Origin of the sequence: Paenibacillus sp. VMFN-D1 (assembly GCF_003386155.1) — a bacterium.
GTDB lineage: Bacteria > Bacillota > Bacilli > Paenibacillales > Paenibacillaceae > Paenibacillus_AQ > Paenibacillus_AQ favisporus.
Genome location: NZ_QRDU01000006.1, coordinates 313,857 through 328,115, shown reverse-complemented (window position 1 = coordinate 328,115; position 14,259 = coordinate 313,857). Strand labels below are relative to the sequence as shown.

The 14,259-nt window shown below is 54.5% G+C and carries 19 protein-coding genes; 6 read left to right on the top strand and 13 right to left on the bottom strand.

The genetic code is table 11. The features are described from left to right. Positions 1–116: 116 nt before the first annotated feature. From C7820_RS30165 to C7820_RS30155, 3 genes are all read right to left on the bottom strand, one after another. Positions 117–740 carry an XTP/dITP diphosphatase gene (locus tag C7820_RS30165; protein WP_116234185.1) on the bottom strand — a complete coding sequence of 208 codons (624 nt, stop codon included), beginning with the start codon at positions 738–740 and terminating at the stop codon, positions 117–119. Position 741: 1 nt separating this feature from the next. Next, complete coding sequence (rph, locus tag C7820_RS30160) at positions 742–1,503, bottom strand: ribonuclease PH (RefSeq protein WP_116234184.1); 762 nt, start codon at positions 1,501–1,503, stop codon at positions 742–744. Between the two features lie 83 nt (positions 1,504–1,586). Then, a complete protein-coding gene (locus tag C7820_RS30155) occupies positions 1,587–2,663 on the bottom strand; it encodes a GerMN domain-containing protein (protein WP_076174208.1) in 1,077 nt (358 codons plus the stop codon). A gap of 223 nt (positions 2,664–2,886) precedes the next feature. On the opposite strand from C7820_RS30155, the gene C7820_RS30150 reads away from it, so the two are divergent. Then, a complete protein-coding gene (locus tag C7820_RS30150; RefSeq protein WP_116234183.1) occupies positions 2,887–3,465 on the top strand; it encodes a phosphatidylglycerophosphatase A family protein in 579 nt (192 codons plus the stop codon). A 150-nt stretch (positions 3,466–3,615) separates the two neighbouring features. Here C7820_RS30150 and C7820_RS30145 read toward each other — a convergent pair whose 3' ends face one another. From C7820_RS30145 to C7820_RS30135, 3 genes are all read right to left on the bottom strand, one after another. Further along, positions 3,616–4,608, bottom strand: a complete 993-nt coding sequence (locus C7820_RS30145) for an MBL fold metallo-hydrolase (protein ID WP_258875584.1) — start codon at positions 4,606–4,608, stop codon at positions 3,616–3,618. Between the two features lie 19 nt (positions 4,609–4,627). Continuing rightward, positions 4,628–5,383, bottom strand: a complete 756-nt coding sequence (locus C7820_RS30140) for a class I SAM-dependent methyltransferase (RefSeq protein WP_116234182.1) — start codon at positions 5,381–5,383, stop codon at positions 4,628–4,630. A 164-nt stretch (positions 5,384–5,547) separates the two neighbouring features. After that, a complete protein-coding gene (locus C7820_RS30135; protein ID WP_116234181.1) occupies positions 5,548–6,084 on the bottom strand; it encodes a GNAT family N-acetyltransferase in 537 nt (178 codons plus the stop codon). A gap of 239 nt (positions 6,085–6,323) precedes the next feature. On the opposite strand from C7820_RS30135, the gene C7820_RS33625 reads away from it, so the two are divergent. Next, entirely contained in the window at positions 6,324–6,506 is a 183-nt protein-coding gene (locus C7820_RS33625; protein WP_181909242.1) for a hypothetical protein, read from the top strand. A 158-nt stretch (positions 6,507–6,664) separates the two neighbouring features. Here C7820_RS33625 and C7820_RS30125 read toward each other — a convergent pair whose 3' ends face one another. From C7820_RS30125 to gpmA, 3 genes are all read right to left on the bottom strand, one after another. After that, positions 6,665–7,594, bottom strand: a complete 930-nt coding sequence (locus C7820_RS30125; RefSeq protein ID WP_116234180.1) for a manganese-dependent inorganic pyrophosphatase — start codon at positions 7,592–7,594, stop codon at positions 6,665–6,667. Between the two features lie 128 nt (positions 7,595–7,722). Beyond that, positions 7,723–8,073, bottom strand: a complete 351-nt coding sequence (locus C7820_RS30120; protein WP_089548421.1) for a DUF1904 family protein — start codon at positions 8,071–8,073, stop codon at positions 7,723–7,725. A 160-nt stretch (positions 8,074–8,233) separates the two neighbouring features. Beyond that, positions 8,234–8,983 carry a 2,3-diphosphoglycerate-dependent phosphoglycerate mutase gene (gene gpmA, locus C7820_RS30115; protein ID WP_116234179.1) on the bottom strand — a complete coding sequence of 250 codons (750 nt, stop codon included), beginning with the start codon at positions 8,981–8,983 and terminating at the stop codon, positions 8,234–8,236. 301 nt (positions 8,984–9,284) lie between these two features. On the opposite strand from gpmA, the gene C7820_RS30110 reads away from it, so the two are divergent. Then, on the top strand, positions 9,285–9,746 hold the full coding sequence (locus C7820_RS30110; RefSeq protein ID WP_116234178.1) for a DinB family protein: 462 nt from the start codon (positions 9,285–9,287) through the stop codon (positions 9,744–9,746). 207 nt (positions 9,747–9,953) lie between these two features. Here C7820_RS30110 and C7820_RS30105 read toward each other — a convergent pair whose 3' ends face one another. Then, on the bottom strand, positions 9,954–10,622 hold the full coding sequence (locus tag C7820_RS30105; protein WP_116234177.1) for a DUF899 domain-containing protein: 669 nt from the start codon (positions 10,620–10,622) through the stop codon (positions 9,954–9,956). Positions 10,623–10,794: 172 nt separating this feature from the next. Here C7820_RS30105 and C7820_RS30100 point away from each other — a divergent pair, with 172 nt between their 5' ends. Beyond that, positions 10,795–11,019 carry a DUF6199 family natural product biosynthesis protein gene (locus tag C7820_RS30100; protein WP_116234176.1) on the top strand — a complete coding sequence of 75 codons (225 nt, stop codon included), beginning with the start codon at positions 10,795–10,797 and terminating at the stop codon, positions 11,017–11,019. On the opposite strand, the gene C7820_RS30095 is transcribed toward C7820_RS30100, so the two are convergent. Both C7820_RS30095 and C7820_RS30090 read right to left on the bottom strand, forming a co-directional pair. Next, positions 11,014–11,340, bottom strand: coding sequence for a GNAT family N-acetyltransferase (locus C7820_RS30095; RefSeq protein WP_116234175.1), 327 nt, complete (start codon positions 11,338–11,340; stop codon positions 11,014–11,016). The two genes, C7820_RS30100 and C7820_RS30095, sit on opposite strands and share 6 nt — an antisense overlap. Beyond that, complete coding sequence (locus C7820_RS30090; RefSeq protein WP_181909241.1) at positions 11,274–12,011, bottom strand: GNAT family N-acetyltransferase; 738 nt, start codon at positions 12,009–12,011, stop codon at positions 11,274–11,276. The genes C7820_RS30095 and C7820_RS30090 overlap by 67 nt, the downstream gene beginning before the upstream one ends. Before the next feature lie 241 nt (positions 12,012–12,252). Between C7820_RS30090 and C7820_RS30085 the strand changes: the two genes are divergently transcribed. Next, a complete protein-coding gene (locus tag C7820_RS30085; protein ID WP_076174186.1) occupies positions 12,253–12,627 on the top strand; it encodes a hypothetical protein in 375 nt (124 codons plus the stop codon). A gap of 152 nt (positions 12,628–12,779) precedes the next feature. Here C7820_RS30085 and C7820_RS30080 read toward each other — a convergent pair whose 3' ends face one another. Beyond that, the gene (locus tag C7820_RS30080) at positions 12,780–13,004 is read right to left on the bottom strand and encodes a helix-turn-helix domain-containing protein (RefSeq protein WP_036649309.1); all 225 of its coding nucleotides are present in this window, start codon (positions 13,002–13,004) and stop codon (positions 12,780–12,782) included. A 350-nt stretch (positions 13,005–13,354) separates the two neighbouring features. On the opposite strand from C7820_RS30080, the gene efeO reads away from it, so the two are divergent. Continuing rightward, positions 13,355–14,257, top strand: coding sequence for an iron uptake system protein EfeO (gene efeO, locus C7820_RS30075; protein WP_181909240.1), 903 nt, complete (start codon positions 13,355–13,357; stop codon positions 14,255–14,257). Positions 14,258–14,259: the final 2 nt, after the last annotated feature.

Below are 14,259 nucleotides of genomic sequence, written 5' to 3'. Positions count from 1 at the left end.
CGTGCTCTGTTTTGTGGGATCCCCTATGCGGGACGCCAATACAGGACACGGCGAAAAGGCCGCCCCCATGGATCGGGTAGATCCAAAGGAACAGCCTTCATCGGAATCATCTTTATTTATGGGGCCAGCTTGGCCATCAGGCTGCGGAGCGCCGCTCCCCGGTGGCTGATCGCCTGCTTCTCCTCCATCGTCAGCTCGGCCATCGTTTTCCCGTATTCGGGAAGATAGAATAGCGGATCGTACCCGAAACCGCCCGAGCCGGCGCGGTCGGCGGTAATCCAGCCCTGAACCGAGCCGGAGGCCTCAATGAAGCCGCCCGTTGCCGGATCATACAGGATCAGCGTACAGACAAAGCTCGCCGGGCTGAGCAGCGAATCCTGAACGTCCGCGCCCATCTTTTTGTCCTCCAGCATTTGCAGCAGCTTCTCGTTGTTCTGCTCATCCGTGGCATGCTCACCCGCAAACCTGGCGGAGTACACGCCCGGACGGCCTTCCAGCTCGTCAACGCATAAGCCGGAATCGTCGGCCAGCACCGGAAGCCCGAGGGCATCGCCTACGGTTTTGGCTTTCTTCAGCGCATTCTCCGCAAACGTGCTCCCGTCCTCTACTACATCCGGGATGCCGGGATAGTCGAACATGCTTTTCACCTGTTTGCCCAGCGGGGCGAAGGCATGCTCAAACTCCTTGACCTTCCCTTTGTTCTTCGTCGCCACAATAATCGTATCGCCCGCCGGAATCATGCTAGGCCTCTCTTCCGGCTTGTCCCGAGCCGATCATCAGCGCAATGGGGCCAAGAGCTTCCTTCTGCTTGGCGATCAGCTCGCGGATGCCCTGCTCTCCAAGCTTCAGGAGCTCATCAAGCTCCTGCCGCGTGAACGGGCTTTCCTCGCCGGTTCCCTGCAGCTCGACGAACGCGCCGCTGCCGGTCATGACGAGGTTCATGTCCACCTTCGCCTTCGAATCTTCCTCATAATTCAGATCGAGCAGCGGCTCTTCACCGACCACACCGACGCTGACCGAAGCCAGAAAGTCGCTGATCGGGAACACCGGCAGCTTGTGCTGCTGGGCGATTTTGTTGATCGCAATGGCCATCGCCACAAACGATCCGGTAATCGACGTCGTGCGCGTACCTCCGTCTGCCTGAATGACGTCGCAATCCAGCGTGATAGTCCGCTCGCCCAGCGCCTGCAAATTCACAACGGAGCGTAGCGCTCTGCCGATCAGCCGCTGAATTTCCATCGTACGTCCGCTGAGTTTGCCGCGCGCGGCTTCCCGCTGGTTGCGGGATTGCGTCGCCCGGGGCAGCATCGAATACTCCGCCGTTACCCAGCCTTTCCCCTGTCCTTTCAAAAAAGGAGGAACCTTCTCGTCCACCGTGGCGGTGCAAAGGACTTTGGTGTCCCCCATTTCAATGAACACGGAGCCTTCCGCGTACTTGTTTACGTTCACTGTCAAATTCATCGGCCTAAGCTGATGGCTGCTGCGTCCGTTTGATCTCATCATTTCTGCCTCCTACTTCGTTCGCATCCTGTTTAAGCAACCTTTATTTTACCAAAATGGAGGGATAAAAACACCCTGAGCTGCCCTTAAAGCGGGATTTCGTTAATATAATCGGGGCGTGTAACCGGCTGGCTGTAGTCCAGATTGTCGGTTCCGACGACCTTGGACTCCCCGTTCAGCTCGATTTTGACCTTTGGATTCCCCGCGTTTTCCGCCACCGTCAGCACGACAGACTGAAGCATTTCGGTCGGTACCGCATCGCCTTCGGCGAACATGTCTTCCTTCAAAGATACCGTTACCGTGCCGTCCTTCTCCTTCTTCACGGACTGCAGCTGCGTCTCGTCGGTCATGACTTGTTCCAGGCCGTCTGTCTCCTGCGGACCGCGGATCAATTCGGCGAGTGCCGACTGCAGCGCGTCCTGTCCCGGTTTGACAAGCCGCGTTACCGGAACGTAATACTGGATGCCGGCCGGCGATGCCGCCGAGAAGTAAACGGTGACTGGCGACGAATTCGTCAGCGTGGCCCCCTGCCCGACTTCCAGATTGATGCCCATGCTCCGGCTGAGCGGCTGATCCAGCGGAGTTCCCCCTACAGGCATTTCCGACAGCTTCTTGCCGTCAACCCACAGCTGGACCTTTTGCACATCCGCATTACCGGTCAGGGTCCAGGCCAGCGATTCGAGAATTTTGCGCTCATCCGGCGCTTTGTATTTCGTGAATGCACTGTTAAACTCGACAACAGCCAGCTTGTTATCCTTGTCCACCGTGACCTTCTTGACCTCGGTTCCTGCAGGCAGGACGCCCGTGAAGCCTTCCGGAATATATTTGGCATAGGCTCCGCCGGAGACGAGCGTTTCTACCGACAGCTGAACCGAAGTTTTATCCTTTACTTCCGGCAGACCGAGGGTGACGGGGGCAAGCATCCCGTTCCCGTCCGCCAAATACACGGTCGTCGGGGTGCCGGTAAGCTCGGCCTTAGCCTTGGCGCCTGTGGTGCCTGTGCCGTCCGACATATTGAGCATCTGCTCCTCGACCGCTTTCGGCGGCGCATCGATGTCTTCCGAAGCCGAATGGGTCCCGAACAAACCGCAGCCGGACAGGATAACGGGAACGGCCAGCAATCCGGCGGCGGAAATGCCGCGAATTTTGTTAAGCTTGGTCATAAGTCTGGTTCCTCCTAATCATTTTGTACAGTTTGTACTACCATGTATACGAGCCCCCTTCCGAAAAAATAACAGCCGGTCCATATTAATTTTATTCAGGCTCCTGCGCCTTCCCTGCTGCTTGAGGATGCGTCAAAATGGGCATAACTGGACAAAGATATACTGCAAAACATACAATCAAATTGCGTGAAGCTACATACTACTTGGATGACGGGGTGACGTAATGAGTGAAGCAAATGAGGCAAAACAAGCAAAAATTCCATACAGCTTAAACAGTAAAAAGGTATCCGAAGCGACGCGGGAATGGCTTCATAACCGGGGCGTGAGGGTGGAGGAGATCGCCGAGCTCGTTATGCTGCTGCAGAAAAAGTACTATCCGAACCTGACGATGGAGGAATGCATCCTGAACGTGGAAAAAGTGCTGAGCAAGCGCGAGGTGCAAAACGCGGTGCTGACCGGCATCCAGCTCGATATACTGGCCGAGCAGGGCAAGCTGCTCTCCCCGCTGCAGGACATGCTGGAAAATGACGAGAGTCTGTATGGCGTCGACGAAGTGCTGGCCTTTTCCATCGTGAACGTATACGGCAGCATCGGCTTTACGAATTACGGGTATATCGATAAGCTCAAGCCCGGCGTGCTGGAGCGCCTGAATGACAAAAGCACCGGGGAAACCCACACGTTCCTTGACGATATCGTCGGCGCGGTCGCTGCGGCGGCCAGCAGCCGGATCGCGCACGGCAAACAGGCGGAGAAGGAAACGGGCGACGGGCCCGAGGAGGTTCGGCTTCCCGAGGATCACTAAATCAACTATCATCGAGGAGGGCTGATTCGTCAGCCCTTCTCTTGTCATTTGGTGAGGAAAATAACGCAGATAGTTCGGAGCCGAACGGATGCAACACTCCGAACGCAAACAAGGACGGCCTCTTGGCCGTCCTTCCTGCTCTTCCTGCCGCTATGTAACGGCGGCTTCATATCGGAAGATGCCGTCATGACCCGGCACCTTCATAACCTGGCCGCGCCGCTCCAGCTCCTGCGTATGCGCCAGCGTCTCGCACATGGCGAAGCGCATCTGGTGAATGCCGAGCGCGGTGCCGAACAGGGCGGCGCACAGCTCAAAACCGGTCACCGGTCCTGCCTGAATCCGTCCCAGCACCCGGACCAGCCGCTCTTCGTGATGCTGCAGGAGGGCTTCAAGCCGGGCCTCAAAGTGGTCAAACGGATTCCGGTGTCCCGGATAGGCCCGTTTTACCTGGAAGGCCTGCAGCTTCCCGAGCCCGTTCATAAACGAATGCAGCGGCTCGGGGTCGCTTCCGGGCAGCAGGCTGACGTTCGGGGAGATCTGCGGCAGCACCGCATCTCCGCACAGCATGACCCCGCTCTCCTCGTGCAGCAGCGACATATGGCCTGGCGCATGGCCCCACGTTTCGATGGGGGTCCATCGCCGCCCGCCCATCTCCAGCGGTTCCCCTTCGGTCAGCGGCAGCGCCGAAGGCAGCGGCTCCACCTGCGGGAAGAAGCTCTCCAAATGGGCGGGCAGCTGGCTTGTCCACGCCTCCGGCATGCCGTGCTGCCGAAACAATAGCGGCAGGTCGTCATTCATCGTGGATGCCTCGCCCCACATCCGCTGCATTTCCTCCGCCGCCCGCGCGGACATCCAGACCGGGCAGCCCGCCTTTTCCTGGAACCACCCCGATAATCCCAAATGATCGGGATGATGGTGCGTAAGCACGACCGACTCCACGTTTCCGAAACGGATATCCAGCTCATCCAATACCTTGTTCCAGGCAGCTTCATTCTCCGCGGTCCGCGGTCCCGGATCGATCACCGTAACCCCGCCTGAAGGTCCCCGCAGAATATAGCTGTTTACCCAGCGCAAAGGGTATGACATCGCCATCTTTACCTGAATGATGCCGTCTTCATAGTGCGTAATCTCGGGTATATTCAATGCCCCGTCCTTCTTTCATTTATGCTGTCTCTTCCTGCAGGCGCCGTCCCACAAAAACCATCCGCTGTGAGCGCCCCTCGTCATATTCGACTTCCTCATTATAGCCGCCGTACACTTCGTCTGTCATGAGCCCGGCTTCCTGCAGCATTTCCTCCAGCCGGCCGCGCGTGTACAGCTTCACCCGCTCATGATACTCCCGTGTGCCCTTGGTGCCGTGCATATCCGATATGGTGATGTCCTTGATGACAAAATCCCCTTCGATTCGGCGCTTCTCCACGATCCGCTGCCCATCCTCCTCCCGCTCCGATTCCGGAACCAGATGTCTCCGGACATAAGGGGAGTTCATGAAATCGATAATAAACCATCCTCCGGGTTTCAGCATTCGGCGAATCTCCCGGAGTACCTTGAGCTGCTCCCCGTCCTTGCGAAAGTACCCAAACGACGTAAACAGATTGACGACCGCGTCAAATCCGCCTTCCAGCGGAAGTTCGCGCATGTCGGCCTGCCGCCAGTCCACCCGCTCCTTCGTGTCCAGCTTCCGGGCTTCCCGCAGCAGTACGTCGGAGAGGTCAACCCCGGTGACGCGGTAACCCGCGTCCACCAGTGCGAGGGAGTGCCTGCCTGTTCCGCAGCACAAGTCGAGCACCTGCGCCCCTGGCGGCAAGTCCAGCCAGGAGATCATCGTCTTGACCTCCCGGGCTGCCCCTTCGATGTCACGGTGCTTATATACCAAGAGATAATCCTCTCCAAAGCTTTTTTCATACCAATCCTTCATCCTCTGCGTCATCCTCCTGTGTATGTAAGTCGGTTCCATGAATTATTACATTCAATAAGCACGGTTGAAACCTGCCCGCTGGGAGCCTGTGCCCGCCGTATGCAGTATAGGATTCGACGCGCCATGGGATTGTATGAATCGAGCCGATATAGGACTCGTCCGGTTTACGACTCAGGCACATATTCATGCGACAGGATCGAATACAGCCAGGAATTCGCAAAGCCTCCTTTGTTCGTCGGCATATGCTCGCGGAGATAGCCTTCTTTTTGCATGCCGATCTTCTGCATGACCCGCTCGGATCCGATATTTTCCGGACGGCAGGTCGCATAAATCCGGTGCACCCCCAGCTGCCGGAAGCCGAATTCCAGCATCGCCTTTGCGCATTCCGAAGCATATCCTTGACCCCAATGATCCGCATGGAAGCAATAGCCGATTTCTCCGTTCGAGCCCGATACGTTGATTCCGCAGCCGCCGATCAGCTCCCCGTCCGTTTTGCGGATTACCGCCCACTCATATTGGGTCCTTGGCTCTTTCTGCTGCATCGCCTTCATGCCTGCGACATAATCCTTCGTTTCCTCCTCGGTATTCGGACCCCAAAGGGGATAACGGGTAACTTTGGGATCTGATGCGTAACGGTGTACACTCTCCCAGTCTTCCGGCACAAACTCGCGGATGACCAGCCTTTTCGTCTCCAGCCTCATTTCATGTCTCCTCCTTCGAACCGAATTGAATGAATTGAATCCAGATTAATCCATCTGCCCTTCGGTGTCGACCCCCTTAATGAAGAGCATTAGGAGAGCTGCCACAGCCGCTATCATTTGCCGAAATATAGCGGAAAATAATGCGGAAACCTGCCCATATTGCGACAAACCTTTCACCAGACTGGTGATATAGTAAATATGCACTAATCATAGTGTTTTAAAAATTGGAGGGATTAGATATGGAGCATTTGGAATTGGACATCTTGATGGCTGACGAAGAAGCAGAACAGGAAGAGCAGATCGACGACATCGAAGAAGAAGATGAAGAGGCGGAAGACGAGGAAGAATCCGAATTCGTAGAAGAGGCGGATGAGGACGAAGACGAAGAAGCCGACGATGAAGAAGAAGACGAAGAAGCTTAACTGGCAACACAATCCCTTCTCCCAGATACACAGAAGCTAATCCAACAGACCTGTTCAGCGATGAACAGGTTTTTTGATTTCGATCGCAAAAATAGAACGAGCAGGCCGTCCTCCCATTTCAAGGAATCAGCCTGCTCCTGTTCAGCCGTTCAATGTAATTATTTGCTCAGCGTTTCGGTCAGCACCGGAACGATTTGCGATTTGCGCGACACAACGCCCTTCAATACGGCCGTATTGTTCTCAAGCTTCACGTTATAAGCCGTTTCAACCGCAGCAGCGGATTTTCCGAGGGCCAGCGCCACGGAATCGTTGTTCAGGATATCCGTTACGACAAACACGAACAGATCGAGACCCTTCTCGCTGATGATCGCGTTCAAGGCGTCCTCCAGTTCAGCCTGACGGTTCAGGACGTCGTTAGGGTCCACCGTGTTCACTTGGGCGATTTCCACTTTGCTGCTGCCCATTTGGAATTCTTTGGCGTCCAGGGAGATCAGCTCGGCAATCGTCTTGCTGCTGACATCTGCACCCGCTTTAAGCATGTCCAGCCCGTACTGCTCCAGGTTGACTCCGGCGATGTCGGCGAGCTCGCGTGCAGCGGCTACGTCCTCCTCGGTGCAGGTCGGGGATTTCAGCAGGAGCGTATCGGATACGATCGCGGATACCATCAGACCGGCGATTTGCGGCGTAACTTCAACGCCTTTTTCCTTGAACAGCTTGTTCAGGATCGTTGCCGTGCAGCCTACAGGCTCTGCGCGGTAGTACAGCGGATGGCTTGTTTCGAAATTCGCGATGCGGTGGTGGTCGATGACCTCGCTCACGCGCACCTGATCGATGTCGCTAGCGCTTTGCTGACGCTCATTATGGTCAACGAGAATAACCTCGCTTGCTTCGTTAGCCACGGTTTCCACTTGGCGAGGGGCCTCGGCTTTGAAGTAATCCAGCGCAAACTGCGTTTCGCCGTTGACGGCGCCCAAACGAACCGGCTCCGTATTATGGCCGAGATTATTTTTGAGGTAAGAGTATACGATCGCCGATGTGATCGTGTCCGTGTCCGGGTTTTTATGCCCGAAAATCAATGTTTTTGCCATGGTTTCAACTGCTCCTTTATCGTTTGGAATAAATGAAGACTTGGTTCATGCCGTAATCTACATACGATTATAGCGGGAATTGGGCTATATTCCAATTCCTTTACAGAGATTTATTCCTGAAGGCTCGATTACAACCTGATTTCGGGAGGCGTTTTGGCCGGAATCCGCTTCAGCGGCTGGCCCTCTTTATAATAGAGCGACGGATTCAGCAGCACATAGAAAATATGGGTATGCGGGCAACCAAGGTTCTCGAGGATCCGGTTGATGTTCTCAGCGATTGCATGATGCTTCTCTTCCTCGCGCGGGAACATGAAAATTTCCACGGACCGGGGGCTGTTTGTGATTTTTTCCACATGTAAAAGCTCAATTTTGACGATTTCTTCCGGAATGTTGGCGATTCCTGAAATGCATTCGATAATGGCCGGTGCGGCGGTCTCCACCACATTCTTTTCAAAACCTGTAAATCTGACAAAAGGCAAAGCCGTTCCCTTCTTTCTCTTTCTTTCTAAAGCTGTACCCGATCTAAATATATCGGCATTACTAACCTACCATAAAAACGGCAAAGGAGTCACCTCCCCAAGAGATCACTCCTCAATGCCAATGGATGCTGCTGATACCCAAATCCGATGCCTGACGCCGTTATTCCATAATTTTTGACGGGTTGGCGACGACGTCGATTTTCTCCTGCACGCGCTCCGGGCTCCCCAGAAAATGGCGGTTCAGCGGTTTCAAATCGTCGTCCAGCTCGTACAGAATCGGCACCGCGGTCGGGATGTTCAAATCCACGATGTCCTCTTCGCTGATATTTTCCAGCACCTTCATCAAGGCCCGCAGGCTGTTCCCGTGCGCGACGACGAGCACCTTCTTGCCCGCCTTGATCTGCGGCACGATCTCCGCTTCCCAATAAGGGAGCACGCGTGCGATCGTGTCCTTCAGGCTTTCTCCCAGCGGAATCTCCTGCTTCGTCAAGCTGCCGTACCGCTTATCCTTGGGAGGGTAACGGTCATCGTCGGCTGTAATCTGCAGCGGGGGCACGTCGTAGCTCCGGCGCCACAGCATGACCTGCTCCGCGCCGTATTTCTTCGCCGTCTCCTCTTTGTTAAGTCCCTGAAGCGCGCCGTAATGCCGTTCGTTCAGCTTCCACGATTTGCGGATCGGGATCCACAGCAGGTCGTTGACGTCCAAAATATAATTCAGCGTTTTGATCGCCCGCTTTAATACGGACGTATATGCGATATCGATTTCATAGGGAATATCCTGAAGCAGATGCCCTGCCTTGATCGCTTCCTGGACCCCTTTGTCCGTCAGATCGACGTCCGTCCAGCCGGTGAACCGGTTCTCGCGGTTCCACTCGCTTTCCCCATGTCTGACCAGAACTACCTTGTACATGGTGCCACACTCCTTTACTGCCTTACTCGTACTCGCAACAAACTACCGGTATAGCTTTTAACCGATAAGCATTTTTTAAACTTTTTCTTTTCATTCCAATCATTTTGCATACAGGCTGCGAGGTGAGCTGCCGTTCCTCTCAGGACTATGGTCTGCGGACCCTCAGCTCTTCCCAACACATGCTCTGCAGAGGTTCCCGCTGGGGCAGACTCCGGGACGTTCGCCCGGGTTGCCTCCCTGGCCGGGCAGATTTACAATAACTACTGTTACATCATAATCGGAGAACGACGGAGGTACAATAATGAGAAATGCTTATTTGTTCGGCCAAATCGAGCGCGTGCGCACGGGCATCATCAACAAGGTGTCTGCGCTGCCTGAATCCAAGCGGGATATCGTCCCCGACGGATTCAACAACAATATCCACTGGCACCTCGGGCATTTGCTGGTCATATCCGACATGCTCGTGCTCCAGTACAGCGGCAAGGATGGCGTGATTCCGGCCGAATACCGCCCTTATTTTACTTCGGGGACGAAACCGGCGGATTGGCAGGGCGAGGCACCGGCGTGGGATACCCTGATTTCGCAGCTCACCGAGCAGATTCGCGTGTTCCAAGAGCAGCTCGGTGACGACCTAAATCAGCCAGTCGCCAAAGCGGACAACTTTGCCAAAGCCGAGACGATCGACGAGCTGCTGGTCATGAACATCAGCCATGAGGCATCGCATGCCGGCATGATCAACGCCATGCTGAAGAAGCTGGCCTGATATCGGATCAGCAGACAGAACAAGGCAGCCCTTCTCTCCATGTTGGAGAAAGAGGCTGCCTTTATTTTTGGAGAGAACTCAGGTTAGAAACCGACGGTGGTAACCTTGAGTTGGGGTGGGTACGCGTGGACCCCACCGCTATCGCCACCAAACGAAGCATTGGTACATAACCAAATGCGGAGCGGCATCGCGTGTCGTCAAAACGGATTACCGATAGTCGTCATGCAGACGCCACCAGATGTAAGGCTGGGTTTGCGGCCATCCTTCAGGCGAATCCTCCCACGTTTCCTGGCGGCCAAAGGGTGTCAGGTCGAGCAAATTGAAGTCCGCGCGGATCCGGTCGACGCCGCGGGAAGCTGTGAAATAGGTGCGGAACACCTCATCTCCATCGTGGAGAAAGACGCTTAAGCCGAATCCGTCCCCAGCACCCATGTCATTGTTGAATTCGTTCCCGTTCGAAGAGAACCAGGGTACATTCCAGCCCATCCGGTCTTTGAACGGCTGGATCTGAGACAGGGGCGCGGGGGAGACCAGAATAAAGGTCGTATCACGGGCATTCAGGTGGGCAAGGTGACCGATGTTGTCGACAAAAGAGGAGCAGCCTGTGCAGCCTTGACTGGCGCCCGGAGCCATCATGAAGTGGTACACCACGAGCTGGCGGCGTCCGTCAAAAAGATCAAGCAGTCGCGCTGGACCACCTGGTCCCTCGAACATATATTCTTTGCCGATCCGTACCATCGGCAGCCTGCGGCGCTCTGCGGCCAGCGCGTCCAGCGCGCGGGTAAGCTCCTTTTCTTTGACAAGCAGCTTGTCGCGCGCGTCCACCCACTCTTGTTCCGAAACGATTTGCGGTAATGCTGTGTTTTTCGTATCCACGGGTATCCTCCTCCAAGTTTTAAAGGATTCGTTGATTCTGCCATTATCCTAGCATGTTTCATTCCCCGGGATTTCTTATGAATTGCGGAAAATGATATGAAACTGCATATTACTTGTGTCCTGGAACATCCCGATCCATTCAGACGTTCTATATAGAAAGGAGCTGATGGATATGGACGTATATCTGATCATCTTTGGGCTGATCTTGATTGGAGGCGGCATCATGAACCGCCGGAACCCGGGGAGGGGATGGCGGAGCAGTGAAAGCTGGAAGACAGAAGAAGAAGCGGAGCCCAGCGAGTCCTACCTGGAACTCCAAAAGATCCGTGGTTTCCTTGCGATCGTGCTCGGCTCGATTTTTATCGTGATCGGGTTGTTTATGCTGCTGTTTTTATGACCGCCCCTTCTCCAGAGAACAGACCATTTTAAAGTTTCCGGGAACCGCCTGATACCCCAGCAGATCGCGGTTGATGCGAAGCATGGGACCGTTCAGCGAATCGTTGTGGGTGCGCAAATAAGGCACACCAGCAGCGCGTGCGGTTTGTATGGCCAACAGCTTCAGCGCCAGCCCGATCCGCCGGCCCCTATACTCCGGAAGCACACCGGTAAACTGGTGATACATCGCCTGGGTTTGTTCGTTCTGCTGCAGGGTCACGACGCCGACATAGCGGTCCCCGTCCTTGGCGATATGTACATACTCCGGCCGCACGCCCGCCATGTTAATGTTCCATTTCTTCCATTCCTCAAACCAGGGGAAATCCTCGTTGTATCCCGGAATGTCCTGATGGGCGCGATCCTGTACAGCTCATGAAGCTTCCGCTCCTGTGCCTCTCCCGGCTCATCCTTCAGCGTCACGAACATAATACCGGATGACTCGGCGCTGCGAATGCTTGGCAGCAAAGCTTGGTCGGTAAAAGACGACAGGTCCAGCACAGATTCAAAGGTGTGGCGTTCCAGCAGGTAGCCCCGGCGCTCCGCAAACGCCAGCGAGGCCCCGTCATTTTTCCTCATAAAACAAACGAGACGGGAAGCCTTAACCAGGCACGCCCACTCGCGCACTTCCCGGGACAGAGCCCTGCCGGCTCCGCGGCCGCGTTCATCCGGATGGACGACAAGAGTAACGTTGAGGCTGCCGGGTTCGTTCCAGGGCGCACGCCAGGCGATGGCGTAACCGATGACCTCTCCCTCCCCGTTCACCGCGACCCATTTCGGGCGATCCCAGCCCATCAGCCGCCCCTCTTCATCGTAATGGAGCTGGCCCGGCGGAATGCTCTCCTCTTCTTCCTGCAGCTGCTTGGCAGTGACGGGTTCCGACCAAATCAGGCTCAGCAGCGCCGCGGCTGCTTGAAAATCCTCCCTGCCAAAACGGCGAATCGTATAGTTTGACAATATGTATTCCTCCAAAAAATGGTATTGGTTTGCCTCGCTCATTATCTCATGACATCACCTTGATGAAGAGATAAAGTTTGGATATAGCGTTTTTTTCCTTAGTTGGTGCGCTTTCCACTCCCCTACAAGCTCGTCATATATGAATCTATGAAAATCAAACATTTGCATACGATCATCTGTCCGATACCAATTGGTGAAGCCGGCATAGAATATATCAATCTTACGAAAAGGAGTGATATATTTGGCAAACAGCGATGTACGTCTTGCCCTTTGGTCCGGCATTAATTTTACGGGCCGCAGAATCTTGTTCAGACGCGGTGGAGTTGCGGTCCGCGACCTTGGAGCTTTCCGCTTCGACAATCTTCTCTCCAGCTTCCGTCTCAGAAATACGGTGCAGAGCAATCAAGTGACGCTTGTTTTGTTCTCACGGATTAATTTCCAGGGATCTTTCCGCGTGTTCCGTGGCAGCCAAAATGTAGCCAACCTGGGCAATTTCAACTTTAACAACGTCACGTCTTCTTTCATCCTCGTTGGACGCAACCTGACAAACGCCGAAATTTCCCAAATCCAACGCACAGGCAGACCGCCGCAAGACATTCTTATCATCAGACAGTAACCATCTGCAAAGGGTGCCCGACCGGGTACCCTTTCTCCTGTAACCATATCCCCGCATAAGATGGAAAGTGAACAAAATAAAGAACCTCCCGCCATGTCTTCCCGTCAAGGAAGACATCCTGCAGAAGGCCAAGGTCGCAAGAGAGGCTTCGATCAGATTTTTAATTCCCCAAGCTTGATCAGCTCGACAACGGCCTGAGAACGGCCTTTGACGTTTAATTTCTGCATCACATTGGAAATATGGTTCCGGACCGTCTTCTCGCTGATAAATAACTGACCGGCGATATCGCGTGTCGTTTTGTCCTGAACGAGCAGTTCAAATACTTCGCGCTCACGATGAGTCAACAAAAATTTGCTCTTATGATCGTTCCCCTTCAATGGTGTCACCCCTCCTTGCTCGGGTTTGTATGGTATAACAAGGTAAAGGGATACAGTCAACTCATATTATGTAAGGCACCGGGCTTTGGTGTCGTTATGCGTAAAAATTAGGCACCTGCCTCGAAAGGGCTTACAACAAGGAAGATTTCGGCATTTTAAAATGGCAGTTGACACATGGTCGGTAACTCATTATGATGTTGCTATCAATGAAATTGAGAATCATTATCAAATTGATCCATCCCCTTTCTTCTATAAGAAAATAGAGGAAGTTTTTCTTGTGGTTACAGAAACATTCAGCCCCGCTGAAAATGTATACATTCTATAATCTTAAAAAAGGAGCTGCTTTGAACTTGAAGTTACATACGATCATTCCCGCCGGTATTATTCTCTCCTCCCTGCTCTTCGCAGGCTGCTCGGAGAAAGAAAGCGCGGATCCTGCTGCCAGCGAGACGAAGACTGAGACGTCAGCCGCTAATACCGACACATCGGCGCAAAGCGCCGGTACCGATACAGCTGCGGCACAGACGGCCGATTTCAGCGCAGCCGTGGAATCCTACCGCACCTTCGCGGTGGAGCAGTGCGATCAATTCGTGAAGCAAACGGAAAAATTCACCGAAGCGGTGAAAGCCGGCAAGCTCGAGGAAGCGAAGGCCCTGTACGCCCCGGCCCGTTCCTATTACGAGCGGATCGAACCGATTGCCGAGGCGCTTGGCAATCTGGATCCCGACATTGACGCCCGCGTGAACGATGTGGATGCCGCCGAATGGCGCGGATTCCACCGGATCGAGAAGGGACTGTGGGAGGATAAGACGACCAAAGGCCAGGAAGCCTTTGCCGACCGGCTTCTGCAGGACGCGCAGCTGCTCCGTGCCAAGGTGGAGACGGTCGATATTGACGCCAGCCTGATGGTAACCGGAGCGGTTGAGCTGCTGAACGAAGTGTCTTCCTCCAAAGTAACCGGCGAGGAAGAGCTGTACTCCCATACCGACTTGTACGATTTTGCGGCCAATGTGGAAGGCGCCGCCAAGATTTACGAAATCCTGAAGCCCGACCTGGCCAAAAAGGACCCGGATCTAGAAAAGCAGATCGGGGAGCGATTTGATGCGCTCAAGAAAGAGCTGGACGCCTACAAGAAAGGCGACGGATACGTCAGCTACACCGAGCTGAAAGAGGACGAAGTCCGCAAGCTCAGCCAAAACCTGGATGCCCTGGCGGAGCCGCTGTCGAATATGGGCACCCTGCTTGGAGTGTAAAG